17 protein-coding genes are annotated in these 15,602 nt (G+C 60.1%); 11 read left to right on the plus strand and 6 right to left on the minus strand.

Going from position 1 to position 15,602, the window contains the following annotated elements; translation table 11 throughout:
• The first annotated feature begins 118 nt into the window (after nucleotides 1-118).
• Nucleotides 119-1,090 (plus strand): type I pantothenate kinase, encoded by a 972-nt coding sequence (gene coaA, locus AB4Y77_RS02815; RefSeq protein ID WP_011775550.1) that lies wholly within the window; start codon nucleotides 119-121, stop codon nucleotides 1,088-1,090.
• Nucleotides 1,091-1,157: 67 nt separating this feature from the next.
• Nucleotides 1,158-1,946 carry a M15 family metallopeptidase gene (locus AB4Y77_RS02820; RefSeq protein ID WP_442013056.1) on the plus strand — a complete coding sequence of 263 codons (789 nt, stop codon included), beginning with the start codon at nucleotides 1,158-1,160 and terminating at the stop codon, nucleotides 1,944-1,946.
• 66 nt (nucleotides 1,947-2,012) lie between these two features.
• Here the strand turns inward: AB4Y77_RS02820 and glmM are convergent, their stop codons facing one another.
• From glmM to rplM, 3 genes are all read right to left on the minus strand, one after another.
• Nucleotides 2,013-3,377: a phosphoglucosamine mutase gene (glmM, locus tag AB4Y77_RS02825; RefSeq protein WP_311213660.1), complete on the minus strand. Its 1,365-nt coding sequence runs from the start codon at nucleotides 3,375-3,377 to the stop codon at nucleotides 2,013-2,015.
• 155 nt (nucleotides 3,378-3,532) lie between these two features.
• A complete protein-coding gene (gene rpsI, locus AB4Y77_RS02830) occupies nucleotides 3,533-4,039 on the minus strand; it encodes a 30S ribosomal protein S9 (protein ID WP_035760464.1) in 507 nt (168 codons plus the stop codon).
• A 39-nt stretch (nucleotides 4,040-4,078) separates the two neighbouring features.
• A complete protein-coding gene (gene rplM, locus AB4Y77_RS02835) occupies nucleotides 4,079-4,522 on the minus strand; it encodes a 50S ribosomal protein L13 (protein WP_011775554.1) in 444 nt (147 codons plus the stop codon).
• Nucleotides 4,523-4,809: 287 nt separating this feature from the next.
• On the opposite strand from rplM, the gene AB4Y77_RS02840 reads away from it, so the two are divergent.
• From AB4Y77_RS02840 to AB4Y77_RS02880, 9 genes are all read left to right on the plus strand, one after another.
• Complete coding sequence (locus tag AB4Y77_RS02840) at nucleotides 4,810-5,454, plus strand: prepilin peptidase (RefSeq protein WP_442012910.1); 645 nt, start codon at nucleotides 4,810-4,812, stop codon at nucleotides 5,452-5,454.
• 322 nt (nucleotides 5,455-5,776) lie between these two features.
• Nucleotides 5,777-5,971, plus strand: coding sequence for a Flp family type IVb pilin (locus AB4Y77_RS02845; RefSeq protein WP_442012911.1), 195 nt, complete (start codon nucleotides 5,777-5,779; stop codon nucleotides 5,969-5,971).
• Nucleotides 5,972-6,070: 99 nt separating this feature from the next.
• Nucleotides 6,071-6,478 carry a TadE/TadG family type IV pilus assembly protein gene (locus tag AB4Y77_RS02850; RefSeq protein WP_354230545.1) on the plus strand — a complete coding sequence of 136 codons (408 nt, stop codon included), beginning with the start codon at nucleotides 6,071-6,073 and terminating at the stop codon, nucleotides 6,476-6,478.
• 5 nt (nucleotides 6,479-6,483) lie between these two features.
• Nucleotides 6,484-7,506, plus strand: coding sequence for a pilus assembly protein TadG-related protein (locus AB4Y77_RS02855; RefSeq protein WP_442012912.1), 1,023 nt, complete (start codon nucleotides 6,484-6,486; stop codon nucleotides 7,504-7,506).
• 50 nt (nucleotides 7,507-7,556) lie between these two features.
• Nucleotides 7,557-8,324 carry a Flp pilus assembly protein CpaB gene (gene cpaB, locus AB4Y77_RS02860; RefSeq protein WP_207594220.1) on the plus strand — a complete coding sequence of 256 codons (768 nt, stop codon included), beginning with the start codon at nucleotides 7,557-7,559 and terminating at the stop codon, nucleotides 8,322-8,324.
• Nucleotides 8,321-9,520 carry an AAA family ATPase gene (locus AB4Y77_RS02865; protein WP_442012913.1) on the plus strand — a complete coding sequence of 400 codons (1,200 nt, stop codon included), beginning with the start codon at nucleotides 8,321-8,323 and terminating at the stop codon, nucleotides 9,518-9,520. The genes cpaB and AB4Y77_RS02865 overlap by 4 nt, the downstream gene beginning before the upstream one ends.
• A gap of 131 nt (nucleotides 9,521-9,651) precedes the next feature.
• Entirely contained in the window at nucleotides 9,652-10,971 is a 1,320-nt protein-coding gene (locus AB4Y77_RS02870; protein WP_442013057.1) for a CpaF family protein, read from the plus strand.
• Nucleotides 10,972-10,973: 2 nt separating this feature from the next.
• Complete coding sequence (locus AB4Y77_RS02875; protein WP_442012914.1) at nucleotides 10,974-11,915, plus strand: type II secretion system F family protein; 942 nt, start codon at nucleotides 10,974-10,976, stop codon at nucleotides 11,913-11,915.
• A 10-nt stretch (nucleotides 11,916-11,925) separates the two neighbouring features.
• The gene (locus tag AB4Y77_RS02880; protein WP_207594223.1) at nucleotides 11,926-12,804 is read left to right on the plus strand and encodes a type II secretion system F family protein; all 879 of its coding nucleotides are present in this window, start codon (nucleotides 11,926-11,928) and stop codon (nucleotides 12,802-12,804) included.
• A gap of 134 nt (nucleotides 12,805-12,938) precedes the next feature.
• On the opposite strand, the gene AB4Y77_RS02885 is transcribed toward AB4Y77_RS02880, so the two are convergent.
• From AB4Y77_RS02885 to AB4Y77_RS02895, 3 genes are all read right to left on the minus strand, one after another.
• On the minus strand, nucleotides 12,939-13,829 hold the full coding sequence (locus AB4Y77_RS02885; RefSeq protein WP_442012915.1) for a tRNA pseudouridine synthase A: 891 nt from the start codon (nucleotides 13,827-13,829) through the stop codon (nucleotides 12,939-12,941).
• A 32-nt stretch (nucleotides 13,830-13,861) separates the two neighbouring features.
• Nucleotides 13,862-14,422, minus strand: coding sequence for a 50S ribosomal protein L17 (gene rplQ, locus AB4Y77_RS02890; protein WP_311213671.1), 561 nt, complete (start codon nucleotides 14,420-14,422; stop codon nucleotides 13,862-13,864).
• Between the two features lie 66 nt (nucleotides 14,423-14,488).
• Complete coding sequence (locus AB4Y77_RS02895) at nucleotides 14,489-15,499, minus strand: DNA-directed RNA polymerase subunit alpha (protein WP_136321891.1); 1,011 nt, start codon at nucleotides 15,497-15,499, stop codon at nucleotides 14,489-14,491.
• Between the last annotated feature and the right edge of the window lie 103 nt (nucleotides 15,500-15,602).

A 15,602-nucleotide genomic window follows, 5' to 3' on the forward strand; every position in this document is an offset into this window, starting at 1 on the left:
CGCAAACAACTGACGTGGGACATCCCAGCTCCTCCCCTTGCCAGTATGATGTCCGACCCTCACAATTCACCCTCCCGTCGTCGCGCATTTCCTGATCCGCCGTGCGGAGGGCAGAATCATGAGCGTGACTTTGCAACGCACCGAAGCTAATGGCGACGGCGCTTCCCCGTTTGTAGAGCTGGACCGTCAAACGTGGTCCAGGCTCGCAGCGCAGATGGAGCAGCCCCTCAACGAAGAGGACATCTTCCGTCTCCGCGGCCTCGGCGACCCCCTGGACATGAAGGAAGTCAGAGAGGTTTACCTCCCACTTTCACGGCTTCTGCACCTCTATGTAGAGGCTTCCCACCAGCTTCACGCGGCAACAACGACGTTCCTGGGCGAACAGACCCAGCGCACTCCGTTCGTGATCGGCGTTGCCGGTTCGGTGGCTGTCGGCAAGTCCACCATCGCCCGCGTGCTCCGGGAAATGCTCCGGCGGTGGCCCGGAACCCCCAACGTGGAACTCATCACGACGGATGGCTTCCTCTATCCCTTGGCCGAACTGAAGCGCCGGCACCTTCTTGAACGCAAGGGTTTTCCTGAGTCCTATGACCGGCGGGGGCTCCTCCGCTTTGTGTCGGAAGTCAAAGGTGGCGCCGAAGAAGTCCGCGCACCGTGGTATTCCCACGTAACGTACGACATCGTGCCGGGCAAGGAAGTGGTGGTCCGGCGTCCCGACGTCCTGATCGTGGAAGGGCTCAACGTCCTCGCCCCCGCCAGGCCCCGCATGGACGGCAAACAAGGACTGGCTGTCAGCGACTTCTTCGACTTCTCCATCTACGTGGACGCCAAAACCTCCTATATCGAGGAGTGGTACGTGGACCGTTTCCGGAAACTGCGCACTACAGCCTTCGCACAGCCGGAGTCCTACTTCCACCGCTATGCCACGCTGTCCGATGACGACGCCGAATCCACCGCGCGCGGCATTTGGAAGCGCATCAACGAACCCAACCTTGAAGAAAACGTGCTGCCCACCCGCGGCCGCGCCCAGCTGGTTCTCACCAAGGACGCCGACCACTCCATCCGCCGCATGCTGCTGAGGAAGGTCTAGGGTGGCCGATCCCCAACCGCTGCCCAGCAGGCGCGTTTTTGCGGGCCTGATTGCTGCTGGCGCCGGAATGGCAGCCATGTCCGCGTGCACGCCGGATACTGCCGTTCCCTCCCCCGCAGCCGCCAACGCCGCCAGTGGGGCTGTTACGCCTTCTGTTGCCCCTTCCAGCGCCGCCACCACGGATCCGGCAACGGCAGCGCCTGAGACTGCTGCGCCGTCGCCCAGTGCCGCGCCATCCAGTGCGGTTGCTCCGCAGCATTCGCTGACGGACCCCACCAGCCCCTGGGTGATCGTCAACAAACACCGCCCCCTCAACCCCCAGGACTTTGTCCCGGCCGATCTGGTTCAACCAAACATCCGCCTCGCCGTCAGCGGCGAAGCCTCCTTGCTTAACAGCACGACGGCGGCTGCCGCAGAAAAGCTGTTCGCGGCCGCTGCAACCGAGGGCGTCGTCATGACGTTGGCTTCGGGCTACCGCTCCTACTCAACCCAGGTAGCCACCTACGGCGGCTATGTTGCCAGCACTGGCCAGGCTGCGGCGGACCATGCCTCAGCACGCCCTGGACACTCCGAACACCAGACAGGCTGGTCCTTCGACATTGCCGACGGCGGAGGGGCCTGCAGCTTCCAGCCGTGCTTTGCTGAACAACCTGCAGCGTTGTGGGCGAAGGCCAACGCCCATAAGTTCGGTTTCGTGGTCCGCTATCCATGGATGTTCCATGACATCACCGGGTACTTCTACGAGTCATGGCACCTGCGTTACATTGGCGTGGAGGCGGCAACTGACATGACCGCGCACGGCATCGCGACCCTCGAAGAGTATTTCGGCCTCGAAGCGGCCCCGGATTACCTTTAGCCCTTAAATGGCTTCGGCCCGCTCCCCTGCCAGGCAGAGGTGCGGGCCGAAGTTGGTTGGGGCTTCTTAGACAGCCATTTCGCTGGAAGCGCCCAGACGTTCCTTGACCACAGCGGCAAGACTGTTGCAGATGCGCTCGGCTGTTTCCATGTCAGCGGCTTCCACCATGACACGGACCAGAGCCTCAGTACCCGACGGGCGGAGCAGCACACGGCCGGTCTCGCCCAGTTCACGTTCGGCTGCAGCGACAGCAGCCGCCACGCCTTCGTCGGTACCTGCGCGGGCCTTGTCCACACCCTTGACGTTGATCATCAGCTGCGGGAGCTTGGTCATCGCGGTGGCGAGTTCCTTGAGGCTGCGGCCTGTCAGGGCAACCTGGGCTGCCAGCTGCAGACCGGTCAGGACACCATCACCGGTGGTGGCGTAGTCGGAGAAGATCACGTGGCCGGACTGTTCGCCGCCCAGGTTGTAGCCGCCCTCGCGCATTTCCTCAAGGACGTAACGGTCCCCGACTCCGGTTTCGCGGATGGTGATTCCGGCATTCTTGAGGGCGATCTTGAGGCCGAGGTTGCTCATGACGGTCGCCACAAGGATGCTGTCCTTGAGTTTTCCGGCCTCGTTGAGGGCCAGTGCCAGGATGGCCATGATCTGGTCGCCATCCACTTCGTTGCCTTCGTGGTCCACGGCGAGGCAACGGTCGGCGTCGCCGTCGTGGGCTACGCCAAGGTCTGCGCCGTGCTGGAGAACCGCTTCCTTCAGCGGGCCCAGGTGGGTGGAGCCTACGCCCTCGTTGATGTTCAGTCCGTCCGGCTCTGCGCCGATCACTACGACGTCCGCGCCGGCATCCTTGAACACCTGGGGTGAACAACCGCTCGCTGCGCCGTGGGCGCAGTCCAGGACGACCTTCAGGCCTTCCAGTCGCTTGGGCAGGGTGCCAAGCAGGTGCACGATGTAGCGGTCTTCGGCGTCGGAGAAGCGCTGGATGCGTCCGACGTCGGCACCCACAGGGCGCTGCGGCTCTTTGCCGAGCTGTGCCTCGATGGCGTCTTCGACGTGGTCCGGGAGTTTCTGGCCGCCGCGGGCAAAGAACTTGATGCCGTTGTCCGGCGCGGGGTTGTGGGAGGCCGACAGCATGACGCCGAAATCGGCGTCGAGATCTGCCACCAGGTAAGCGGCCGCAGGGGTGGGAAGCACACCGGCGTCGTAGACGTCGATTCCGGAGCTGGAAAGCCCGGCTTCCACGGCGGCGGCGAGGAACTCGCCGCTCGCTCTGGGGTCCCTGGCGACGACGGCGCGTGGCCGCTTGCCGTTGGTTGTGCGGTCATGGCCGAGTACGACGGCGGCGGCCTGGGCGAGCTGCATAGCCAGCTCGGCGGTGAGCAATCCGTTCGCGAGACCGCGCACGCCATCTGTTCCAAATAATCTAGACATCGGCTCAAGTTTAGACGACGCCGGGACACCATCAGTTCAGGGGCGTGTCGGAGCGTCACATGCGCGACGTGCAACGCCCGTGTTTAACGGCGAAAGCCCGCTCCGCCGAAGTGGCGGAACGGGCTTTCGATACCCCAGCGAAGGGGCGAAGCGAATTAACGCTTGGAGTACTGCTGAGCCTTGCGTGCCTTCTTGAGACCAGCCTTCTTACGCTCGATGACGCGGGCGTCACGGCGCAGGTAACCGGCCTTCTTGAGGGTGGCGCGGTTGTTGTCGACGTCGATCTCGTTCAACGAGCGGGCAACACCGAGACGCAGTGCGCCGGCCTGGCCGGAGATGCCACCGCCGTGGATACGGGCGATGACGTCGTAAGCGCCTTCGAGATCAAGGATCTTGAAGGGCTCGTTGACATCCTGCTGGTGCAGCTTGTTCGGGAAGTAGTTGTCCAGCGTGCGGCCGTTGATGGTCCACTTGCCGGAACCCGGAACAACGCGAACGCGTGCAACGGCTTCCTTGCGGCGGCCAACAGCTGCGCCGGCAACGGTCAGTGCCGGGCGCTCCTTCTTGGGCGCATCTTCAGCAGATGTGCTTTCAGAGGTGTAGCTGGTGAGTGTTTCCTCAGCCTCGACGGCTTCGGCGGTCAGTTCTTCGTTCTGAGCCACGGTTCTCCTTGTAATAAAAAGTTTAGTTGGTGGCCAGGACTACTGGGCGACCTGGGTGATTTCGAAAGTCTTCGGCTGCTGAGCGGCGTGGGGGTGCTCGGGGCCTGCGTAGACCTTGAGCTTGCCCAGCTGCTGAGCGGCGAGGGAGTTCTTGGGGAGCATGCCCTTGATGGCCTTCTCAACAGCGCGAACCGGGTTGGATTCCAACAGCTCGGCGTAGTTGACGGAGGTCAGGCCGCCCGGGTAACCGGAGTGGCGGTATGCGCGCTTCTGCTCCAGCTTGGCGCCGGTGAGGGCAACCTTTTCAGCGTTGATGATGATGACGAAGTCGCCCATGTCCATGTGGGACGCAAAGGTCGGCTTGTGCTTTCCGCGCAGCAGTGTTGCGGTCTGGCTGGCAAGACGACCAAGGACAACGTCGGTGGCGTCAATGACGTGCCACTGGCGGTTGATATCGCCGGGCTTCGGGGTGTACGTACGCACGGTTTTGCCTCGTTCTTGTTCTGGCGTTCATGTTTTAGGCGACACGCAATAAGGCGTGTACCTACTATGTATGCGCTACCGGAGCAGAGGTGAGGGCTCTATGTACCAGTCATCCCAGGATCTCGAAATGCCTCAGGAGTTAGCGATCCTGCAACTGGATCCCCCATAAGGCATGTGTCATCGAGATAGGACACGCACAACGACTCTAAACAATACCTTCAACGGGGCGTCCGGGTCAAAATGGGGTAACCGCCCCTGGGGGCCGCGCACTGATTGAGGGAGAGCACATGACCGACGGGGCCGCCTTTCCACTCATTATCGCCCTCACCGGCTTCCTCCTGAGCCCAGCGGCCGAGTGGCTCATCTCGCTGCGCCTGCCGCGCCTCGGTGGACTCCCGTCCCTCAAGGTCCGGATCACGACGGCGGCTGTCACCTCGCTGCTGTTTGGCTTGCTCGCGTGGCGGTTCGGCGTGTCATGGGAATTGCCGGCATTTCTTTTGTTGGCATTACTTGGCGTGCAGCTTTCGCGGATCGACTTCGCCCTTCACCTGTTGCCCAACACCCTCATTGTGATCCTCCTGGGAGGCGGCCTGCTGCTCCTGGCGGCATCCGCAGCGCTTGCTCCGGGATGGCCGGAGCTGTTGCGCGCCCTCGCCGGCGGTGCCATTTTGTTCGCGGGCTACCTCATTCTTGGACTTATTTCGCCGGGAAGCATCGGAATGGGCGATGTGAAGCTCGCAGCACCCCTGGGACTGTACTTGGGGTACTTGGGTTGGAAGCAAGTACTCTTCGGGGGACTACTGGGATTTGTGGTGGGCGGGGTGCTCACGGTGCTGATGTTGCGCCTGCGACGCGCGGAAAAACCCACAGAATCAGCCCATGGCCCGGCAATGGTCATCGCCGCCCTCAGCGTTGCCCTGTTCACGAATTAGCCGGGCTTAGTACGCCCTTACCTCCCCGGCAACGGGTCACCCAATTAATAAGGCGGCTTTCGAAACCAAGTAGTTTCGACCCCTTTTCCATCGGAAACTGAGTACTTCCTGCCCTCGGCTCGCACCGGCGAGTAGCGCCCACTCCCCCAAGTCGAGTACGGCTACGCATTGTCGCAGCTGCTTCCCAGGGTGAATTCTTATCTCATCGAATTCCGGACCGCTAAAGGAAACATGGGGGTAGTCCGGGAGTCGAAGCAAATTCCGATAATTTGCTGGACCTATAACCCAATTCGCAAATATTTTTTCTGGGAAGGAAATTCCAATGTCTGCTTTTATGTTCACCATTACCTCGTACATTGCCGGCGTCAAGGACCGCTTCACCAAGGATGAGAAGGGAGCGACGATGGTTGAATACGGCCTCATGGTCTCCTTGATCGCAATTGTCGTGATCGCCGGCCTTCTGATTTTGGGCCCCGCCATCCGCGATCTCTTCATCGGCGTTGCCGGCCAACTCTAGGTTGAGCTTTGGCTGCGCTGGCGATCCAGTCGCCGGCGCAGTCAATCCTCCTCTTTAATGCCACATTTGCTTCCGCGATTCTGGGCCTGGGAGACGCTCGTGAAAACGAAAGAGAAAGAACGCGGCGCAGTAGCCGTGGAAATGGCAATCATCTTGCCGCTCCTACTGCTGATCTTGATCGGGGTCATCGAGTTCGGTCGGGCATTGAACGTCCAGGTTTCACTCACTCAAGCTGCTCGTGAGGGTGCCCGCTTCGCAGCCGTTCATTACCAGGACGGAGCATTGGACGTCGCAGGAACGGCCCTCTCGTCCGCACCTTCCCTCGATGGTCTGGGCGTGTCGGTCAGCGACAACGCATCAAGCTGCGCTCCTGGCTCCACGGTCACGGTGACTACCAGTGTCTCGTTGCCCTCCATGTCAGGATTCCTCGACTCAGGTTTCTTTGGCGCTCCAGGTATCTTTCCGCTCAACATGACAGGGGTAGGGGTGATGAGATGCGGTGGTTAGCAGGAATGAGTCGCCGGATCCGGGCAATAACAGCAGCGGAAGATTCAGAGCGTGGCGCAGCCACAATAATGGTCGCCGGCATGATGGTGGTCCTGCTTGGCTTTGCCGCTCTGGCCGTCGACGTCGGAGCCCTCTATGCGGAGAAGGCACAGCTCCAGAACGGGGCTGACGCTGCCGCCCTGGCCATCGCCACTGACTGCGCCGGCGGCAGCTGTGGAAGCAGCACATCTACGGGAAACCAGTTCGCCAACGACAACTCCAACGACAACACCAGCGGTGCTGTCGTAACTTTTCCAGCCGCGGCCACCGTGCGGGTGGTCACCAACGCCCGCGACACAGCGGGGGAAAACAGCTTCTCGTTGTTCTTCGCACGGGCCATGGGCTTCAACACCGCAAATGTTGATGCCGCAGCCGAAGCATCCTGGGGCGCTCCATCCTCTGCGAGTACTCTTCCGTGGACGGTCAGCGAGTGTGTTTTCAAGAAATACCTCTCACCAACACAACTGGCATCGCTGAATTCCACCGGCACTTTCACCGGCGATCCTGTGCCTACTCATATCCTCCTCCGCTATGACGAGAACGCTCCGACCGTGCCGGGGTGCGCGGCCCAAAATGGGTACCAGCCCGGCGGCTTTGGTTGGTTGGTGACCACTTCCGGATGTTCCACAGACATCGATCTTGATATGACAGTCAATGGTCAAACAGGAAACCATTTCCCGAATGCGGCAGGCTGCAATGCAGCCTTGTCCAACATCATGGATGAGCCCGCCCTCATCCCCCTTTTCAACACAGCAACCGGCAATGGAAGCAATGCGAAGTACACCTTGATCGGGTTCGCGGCATTCCAGGTGACCGGTTACAAGTTCAGCGGCTCTGGGGCCGTTGTCGATCCCCTTGCTCCAAGCTGCAACGGAAATTGCCGAGGACTCCAAGGGTATTTCTCCCGCTTCGTCTCGCTCGAAGAGGGCATGCAGGCTACCGAGGGAACCCCGAATTACGGGGCCTCTGTTGTCACGCTCACTGAATAGCCGGCTGAAATGCCGCTGTTCTGGAATCCGAAAGAATCAGAGGAGTAGAAGTGAAAACACGCCTACTGGGAGGCATTGCAGCACTGCTTTTGGCAGTCATAGGCACCGTTTTGCTGGTTACCTATGTACAGGGAGCCGACAAGCGAGCGCAGCAAGGGCTTGATCCCGTCACCGTACTTGTAGTCAAAGAACGCATCCCTGCCGGCACCAAGGCAGAGGAACTGCAGGCCAAGGTCAAGACCGAGACCTTGCCGCAGTCGGCAGTCGCACCCGGCACCATCAGCGCCCTCAATGATCAGAAGGGCAAAGTAACCTCCGCGGATCTACAGCCCGGGGAACAACTACTGGGCGTCAAACTGGTGGATCCCAAAGAGCTCGCGCCAGGCACAGTACCAGTCCCCGAAGGCTTGCAGGAAGCAACATTTGTTCTTGCACCCGAACGAATCCTGGGTGGCCGGATTGAGGCTGGCGACGCCGTCACCGTGTTTGCCTCTTTCAAATTGGATGAAGCTGTTCCTGCAGGAGCAAACCTTCCTGCAGGCTTGACCGGTTGGAAAGATTTCACAGAACTGCTTTATCACGACGTTTTGGTCACTGCCGTCCAGCAAGCGGCACCTGATGCAGAGAAATCAGCAGGAACCGACAAGGGTGTGGCACTTCCCAACGGCTCCGCCTACGTCACTGTCGCCCTCAGCGATGCCGACGCCACAAAGATGGTGTTTGGCGCCGAATTTGGCACCCTATGGCTCTCCAAGCAGACTGACAAGACTGTCAAGAGCGATCCTCCCACCACCACCTTTGGAGGGCTGGTCCAATGAGCCGCTTCGTAGCCATCACCGCCGTCCGTGATTTTGAAGGACGCGTACGGCAAGCCATCAGTGGCGCACTGCACGGAGAGCTGCAAACGCTGTCTCCGACGGTCCTCCAATCCGGCACCGACGAGATCTTCAAGCAGCTCACAGGTGCTCCTCCTGAAGTCATGATCCTTGGCCCAGGCGTCAACCCTGACGATGCTTTCAAGCTGGCCACAGTGATCGACCTCCAATACCCGGAGATCAGCCTCCTGATGGTGGCCGAACCCAGTGCCGACATTGTGCTTAAGGCCATGCACGCCGGGGTCAGGGACGTGGTTGCGCCGGAAGCTGAGGTCAATGAACTCCGCGTCCTCATGGAGCGCGCTTGCTTGGCATCCGCGAGCCGGAGACGAGGGATGCAGCCTGCCGCCGAATCCGGACAGGAACGAGGAAGGGTCATTGCCGTCATGTCACCGAAAGGTGGCGTCGGAAAGACGACGGTGGCCACCAATCTCGCAATTGGGTTGGGAACACTCGCGCCGATGAGCGTAGTGATCGTAGATCTCGATTTGCAGTTCGGCGACGTCGCCTCGGGTCTGCTGTTGGAACCGGAGCATTCAATCACCGAGGCAGTCCACGGGGCTGCAGCTCAGGACTCCATGGTGCTCAAAGCATTCCTAACAGTCCACCCGGCTGGAATCTATGCCCTCTGCGCCCCGCAAAAGCCGTCCGATTCGGACTACATCACCGCCGAACATGTAACCCGGCTCATCAACCAGCTTGCCACCGAGTTCAAGTACGTCGTGGTGGACACTGCACCAGGCCTTGGCGAGCATTGCCTCGCCACCCTGGAGTTGGCCACCGACGGAGTATGGGTGTGTGGGATGGACGTGCCCAGCATAAGGGGTCTGAGAAAGTGCTTCAGCGTTCTGAAGGAACTTCAGCTATTGCCACAAGGCCGGCATACCGTCTTGAATTTCGCGGACCGGAAGAGCGGTCTTTCCGTTCAGGATGTCGAAGCTACCATCGGGGTTCCCATTGACACGGTGATTCCCAGGTCCCGCACGCTCCCCTATTCCACGAACCGGGGAATTCCTGTACTTCAAGGGACTGCCAGGGACGCGGCCATCAAGGGACTACGGAAGCTGGTTCAGCGTTTTGACCCGCGCCTGGAATCCACACCTCAGAACAAACTGCACCGGAGAGTGGTGGTGTCATGAAACTCTCGGAGCGGCTTTCGAAGAACAATCCTTTTGCTGTCAACGAGACCATCGAAGCATCGTCCGGACAAGCGGTGGCGGGTAATTATGAGGCTGCATCGGGTCCTGCAGTGCCAGGGCCCTCCGTTCCGATGCTGGGCGGCGCTCCCTCAGTTCCCGTTGTCGACGCCCTTTCGGGGCTGAAGCAACGCGCTGCTTCGGCACTTTTTACTCGAATGGGGTCAAGGATCGGGGATACGTCTTCCTCCGAAGAGGACCTCCGGTCTTTCGCAGTGGATGAACTGTCAGCGGTCATTGATGATGAACAAGTCCCGCTGTCTCCCGAGGAACGCCGTAGGTTGATCCGTGAGATTTCGGACGAAGTGATGGGCTATGGGCCGCTCCAACGCCTGCTGGAGGACCCCTCAGTCACTGAAGTCATGGTGAATCGCTTTGATCAGATTTATGTGGAGCGTCACGGTCATCTTGCCCTGACCGAACTGCAGTTCAGTTCGGATGATCACCTGAGGAAAGTCATTGAACGGATCGTTTCCAAGGTGGGACGCCGCATCGATGAATCATCTCCCTTGGTGGATGCCCGGCTGGAAGACGGATCCCGTGTCAATGCCATTATTCCTCCCCTGGCAGTCAACGGCCCCTCGCTGACCATTAGGAAATTCAGCCATGTTCCTCTCACTGTGGCGAACCTGATCGAGTGGGGGTCCATGAGCCAGGAAATGGCGGAGTTACTGAGCGCCTGTGTTCGGGCCCGGCTCAACGTCATTGTGTCCGGCGGAACCGGCACAGGCAAAACGACCCTCCTCAACGTTTTGTCCTCCTTCATCCCCGCCTCTGACCGCATCGTCACCATTGAAGATGCGGTAGAACTTCAACTACAGCAAGACCACGTGGTGCGCTTGGAAAGCCGTCCCCCCAATATCGAGGGCAAGGGTGCCATCACCATCCGCGATCTCGTTCGAAACTCACTCCGCATGAGGCCTGACCGGATCATCGTAGGTGAGGTGCGCGGGGGTGAGTCATTGGACATGTTGCAGGCCATGAATACCGGCCATGACGGGTCGCTTTCCACGGTGCACGCCAATTCTCCCCGCGATGCGATCGCTCGTCTGGAGACCCTGGTGCTGATGGCTGGTATGGACCTACCTCTCAGGGCCATTCGCGAGCAGGTTTCCTCTGCTGTGGATCTGATCGTCCAAATCACCCGGCTGCGCGACGGAACACGTCGTGTCACGCATGTTACCGAGGTGCAAGGCATGGAGGGCGACGTCGTGACCCTGCAGGATGCTTTTCTGTTCGACTACTCTGCAGGAATTGATGCTCAAGGCCGTTTTCTGGGTCGCGCTCTTCCGACCGGCATCCGACCACGATTCCTCGACCGCTTCACTGAGTTGGGAATTGCAGTTCCCCCATCAGTTTTCGGCGTAGCTCCTGCACCCCTGGGAAGGCGGTAACCATGGACTCCCCCGTGCTCTTCGTGGTCGCCATAGGGCTGTGTTTTGCCGCTATTGCGGTCTTGGTCTTGATTGTCTTGAAACCGAAAAATGGAGCCATTCCCCTTGAACGCCGCAGGCTTGGTGCCTCAACCGATGACTCTGCAGTCGGAAAAGTCTCGCAATCCGCCGTCCACTTTGTCGACACGGCAATTGGTCGCTCGGGCGGCCCCTTCAACCGGGAGATCCTCTACCAAGCAGGCGTGAAGCAGGCACCAGCTGACTTTACGGTCATGGTGGCCATCGCAACGATCGCAGTAGGTGTCCTCGGATCGCTGCTCGTCTCGGTGATCATCGGAATCCTGATGGCGCTGTCTACTCCGTTCGTGGCAAAACTCGTATTGGTAGTCAAGACAGACAAGCGCCGATCGAAGTTCGATGCACAACTGACGGACACCATCCAGATGCTCATCGGCGGCCTCCGCGTGGGCCACAGTATCATGCGCTCCCTTGAGGCGGCTGCCCAAGAAGCAGAGGCACCCACCTCCGAAGAACTGTCCCGAATTGTCAATGAAGTGAGAATCGGAAAGGATCCACGACAAGCCTTGGAAGAATGTGCCACCCGGATGGATTCCGAGGACTTTCGCTGGATTGGACAGGCCATTCAGATCAACCGGGAAGTGGGTGGCGACCTTGCTGAGGTCCTGGAGCAAGTTGCAGGTACTATCCGGGAACGCAGTGAAATCAAGGCCCACGTCAAGGCACTGAGTGCCGAGGGAAAGATGTCTGCTTACATCCTCATGGCTTTGCCAGTTGGTGTCGGTCTACTCCTGACTTTGATGAACCCCAAGTACATGTCAGTCTTCGTCACCCATCCTGTGGGGATCGCCATGCTGGTTGCCAGCGCAATCCTCTTCGTCATCGGCGGTTTCTGGATGAGCCGCACTGTAAAGATCAGGTTCTAGGAGGACTGTCATGACGCTTATCCCGTGGTTGATCATTGCAGCAATTATCCTTCCCGTCGGCTACTTCGCCTGGTCCCTCGCATCGATCGACCGGAAAGGCATCGTAGCCATTCAAAGCAATTTGGGTTCCGGCTTTGCGCAAGGAACTGGAGTCGACGTCCGACGTCCGCCCCTGCTTCTGGGAGTCGCCCGGAAACTGACCCCTGGAAGCTACGAAGCCAAGCTTGATCACTGGCTCGCTTTGGCCGGTCGCCCCAAATCCATGCCGCTGACAAAACTCATCGCACTGAAGCCAATCCTCGCGGTGTCAGGAGCCGGCGCGGGTGTGCTGCTTATTCTTGCGAATCCCAGCCCGCTCAGCATCGGATTGTGCATTTTCCTCACAGTCTTTCTCTATTTCATCTGCGACCTTCTTGTGTACAACACCGGACTCAAACGTCAGGAGGCCATACAAGTAGAGTTCCCCAACACCTTGGACCAGATGCTGATCTCGGTTGAGGCAGGACTCGGTTTCGAATCTGCCATGGAGCGCGCGTCAGCGCATGGGGACGGCCCGCTGGCGCATGAGCTGATGAGGACGCTTCAAGATATCCAAGTAGGACGCCCTCGGCAGGAAGCCTACGAAGCACTTGCAGAGCGTTCTACTGTTTCCGACGTTCGCAGCTTTGTCCTTGCCGTCATCCAGGCTGACAAGTACGGCATTGGCATAGCCAATGTGCTCCGGGCCCAGGCCAAGCAGGCAAGAGTCAAGCGACGTCAAAACGCTGAAGAGAAAGCGATGAAGTTGCCTGTCAAGGTGCTTTTCCCACTGCTGTTTTCAATCTTCCCAGTGTTGTTCATAGTCCTTCTGGGTCCCGCAGTAATCAAGATAGCCGAGGCGTTCAGCTGATCTTGATCCGCGGGAAATAGACCGGCACTTCGCGGATCCCAGACCACGGAGTGCCACAACGGCCCCCTTCCGGTACCCAGAGCCGGGAGGGGGTCCTCCAACGTTCCGGGAAAGCGCCAAAGCAAGAAAGGATGCTACGCCCGCCGCGCCCGCGTCAGCTCAGCCCGGGCCAGCATCTCGGCATCCGACGGATAGGCAACTTCCTCCAGCACCAAAGGATGCGGTGCAGCGAGCACGGACTTGGCATCCCGCTTTCGTTCCAGGAGGCGTGAGTGCAACCAGCCCGGGGACTCCAACTCCTCCCCCACCCGCAGCGCAGATCCCACCAAGGACCGCACCATGTTGTGGCAGAAGGCATCAGCCTGAACGGTGGCAACAATGACACCGTCGCTTCCCCGGGAAAAGGAGAACTTCTGCAGCTCACGAATGGTGGTGGCACCCTCGCGCGGCTTGCAGTAAGAACGGAAATCCTGCAGCCCCAGCAAGGCCAGGACACCGTGGTTCATGAGCGACACATCCAGGGGCGCTTTGTGCCACAGGGTGATGCCCCGCAGAAGGGGATCCCACCGTTCGGGACCGTCGGCAATGCGGTAGCTGTACCTGCGCCACAACGCTGAAAAGCGGGCGTCGAATCCTTCCGGCGCCAGACCGGCGTCGTGCACTTCCACGGCACCGGTGAGGTCACCGAGGATCCGGCTCAAAGCACCGCGGAGACGTCGCAACAGCGCGACGGCGGGATCGAGTTCGTGTCCGCGCGGCAGTGACAGCCACTCGGCTTCGGTGAGGTCCAGGTGAACAACCTGGCCGCGGGCGTGGACACCGGCGTCAGTCCTGCCGGCCACCGTGACACGCACCGGCCGTTGGAGCAGGAGAGCCAGCGCTTCCTCAAGAGAGCCCTGGACAGTACGAAGCCCGGGCTGCAGCGCCCACCCGTTGAAGGGTCCGCCGTCGTATGAGAGATCAAGCCGCACACGCAAAAACCCGCCGCCCCCCAAAACGGGGGCAGCGGGTTTTCGTTCGTTCATAGACTTAAGTCTACTGCGAAGAATTCAGTGAATTACTTCTTGTCCTCAGCGGCCGGAGCCTCTTCGGTTTCAGCAGCTTCAGCTTCAGCAGCGTCGGCTTCAGCGGCCGGAGCCTCTTCCGTCTCAGCAGCTTCTGCTTCTACAGCTTCGGTCTCAACGACCTCTTCCTCGGCAGCCGGAGCAGCCTTGGCAGCGGCAGAAGTTGCTTCAGCAACAACGGCCTGCTTCGCGGAAACCGGCTCGAGAACGAGCTCGATGACAGCCATGGGAGCGTTGTCGCCCTTGCGGTTGCCGATCTTGGTGATGCGGGTGTAGCCACCATCGCGGTTGGCAACGGCGCCGGCGATGTCGGTGAACAGCTCGTGGACAACGCCCTTGTCGCTGATCAGGCCGAGAACGCGGCGACGGGAAGCGAGGTCGCCACGCTTGGCGAAGGTGACCAGACGCTCTGCGTACGGCTTAAGGCGCTTGGCCTTGGTGACCGTGGTGGTGATGCGCTTGTGCTCAAACAGAGCAGCTGCCAGGTTCGCGAGCATCAGGCGCTCGTGAGCCGGGCCGCCTCCGAGGCGCGGACCCTTAGTGGGGGTAGGCATAGTTATTTCTCCTGTTGTGTAAGCCGGTCAGGTCCATCGCTGGACCCGGCGGCCAAGATCTGCTGTTTAGAGCTCGTCGTCGCTGAACGCGGCGTCGTCCTCTTCGATGGCTGCGGCGCGGGCTGCGAGATCGAAACCGGGAGGGGAGTCCTTGAGGGACAGACCCAGTTCGACGAGCTTTGCCTTGACCTCGTCAATGGACTTCGCACCGAAGTTACGAATGTCCATCAGGTCAGCCTCGGAGCGGGCAACGAGTTCACCCACGGTGTGGATGCCCTCACGCTTGAGGCAGTTGTAGGAACGGACGGTGAGGTCCAGATCCTCGATCGGCAGAGCCATGTCAGCTGCCAGGGCAGCGTCCGTCGGCGACGGGCCAATCTCGATACCTTCAGCTGCGGTGTTCAGCTCACGAGCCAGACCGAACAGTTCCACCAAGGTGGTGCCTGCGGAAGCAACAGCATCGCGCGGGGCGATAGCCTGCTTGGTCTCGACGTCGACAATGAGCTTGTCGAAGTCGGTGCGCTGCTCAACACGGGTAGCTTCCACGCGGAAAGTTACCTTCAAGACCGGCGAGTAGATCGAGTCAACCGGAATACGGCCGATCTCGGAGTCGCCGGACTTGTTCTGAGCTGCCGAAACGTAGCCACGGCCGCGCTCGATGGTCAGTTCGAGTTCGAACTTGCCCTTCGAGTTCAGTGTGGCAATGTGCAGATCCGGGTTGTGGAATTCGACGCCGGCCGGCGGAGCGATGTCCGCGGCCGTGACGACTCCGGGGCCCTGCTTGCGCAGGTAAGCAACAACCGGCTCATCGTGCTCGGAGGAAACCGAAAGGCTCTTGATGTTCAGGATGATCTCGGTGACATCTTCCTTGACACCCGGAACCGTGGTGAACTCGTGCAGCACGCCATCGATCCGGATGCTGGTTACAGCGGCACCGGGGATGGAGGAGAGCAGGGTACGGCGGAGGGAGTTTCCGAGGGTGTAGCCGAAGCCCGGCTCCAGCGGTTCAATGATGAAACGGGAGCGGTTCTCGGATACAACTTCTTCAGACAGGGTGGGGCGCTGTGCAATGAGCACTTAGGTTTCCTTTCGGCGAGCATCCGCTATATGACGCAACACAGGTGGTGGAAATCGGCTTCGGTTTCCAGCCTGACCAGCCGGGCCATGCTTATGGAGGGTC

Origin of the sequence: Paenarthrobacter sp. YAF11_1 (assembly GCF_052113445.1) — a bacterium.
Taxonomy (GTDB): domain Bacteria; phylum Actinomycetota; class Actinomycetes; order Actinomycetales; family Micrococcaceae; genus Arthrobacter.

Coding starts and splice junctions, on each gene's coding strand:
- coaA (WP_011775550.1), top strand. CDS start 119: ATGAGCGTGACTTTGCAACGCACCGAAGCTAATGGCGACGGCGCTTCC.
- AB4Y77_RS02820 (WP_442013056.1), top strand. CDS start 1,158: ATGGCAGCCATGTCCGCGTGCACGCCGGATACTGCCGTTCCCTCCCCC.
- glmM (WP_311213660.1), bottom strand. CDS start 3,377: ATGTCTAGATTATTTGGAACAGATGGCGTGCGCGGTCTCGCGAACGGA.
- AB4Y77_RS02840 (WP_442012910.1), top strand. CDS start 4,810: ATGACCGACGGGGCCGCCTTTCCACTCATTATCGCCCTCACCGGCTTC.
- AB4Y77_RS02845 (WP_442012911.1), top strand. CDS start 5,777: ATGTCTGCTTTTATGTTCACCATTACCTCGTACATTGCCGGCGTCAAG.
- AB4Y77_RS02855 (WP_442012912.1), top strand. CDS start 6,484: ATGAGTCGCCGGATCCGGGCAATAACAGCAGCGGAAGATTCAGAGCGT.
- AB4Y77_RS02865 (WP_442012913.1), top strand. CDS start 8,321: ATGAGCCGCTTCGTAGCCATCACCGCCGTCCGTGATTTTGAAGGACGC.
- AB4Y77_RS02870 (WP_442013057.1), top strand. CDS start 9,652: ATGCTGGGCGGCGCTCCCTCAGTTCCCGTTGTCGACGCCCTTTCGGGG.
- AB4Y77_RS02875 (WP_442012914.1), top strand. CDS start 10,974: ATGGACTCCCCCGTGCTCTTCGTGGTCGCCATAGGGCTGTGTTTTGCC.
- AB4Y77_RS02880 (WP_207594223.1), top strand. CDS start 11,926: ATGACGCTTATCCCGTGGTTGATCATTGCAGCAATTATCCTTCCCGTC.
- AB4Y77_RS02885 (WP_442012915.1), bottom strand. CDS start 13,829: ATGAACGAACGAAAACCCGCTGCCCCCGTTTTGGGGGGCGGCGGGTTT.
- rplQ (WP_311213671.1), bottom strand. CDS start 14,422: ATGCCTACCCCCACTAAGGGTCCGCGCCTCGGAGGCGGCCCGGCTCAC.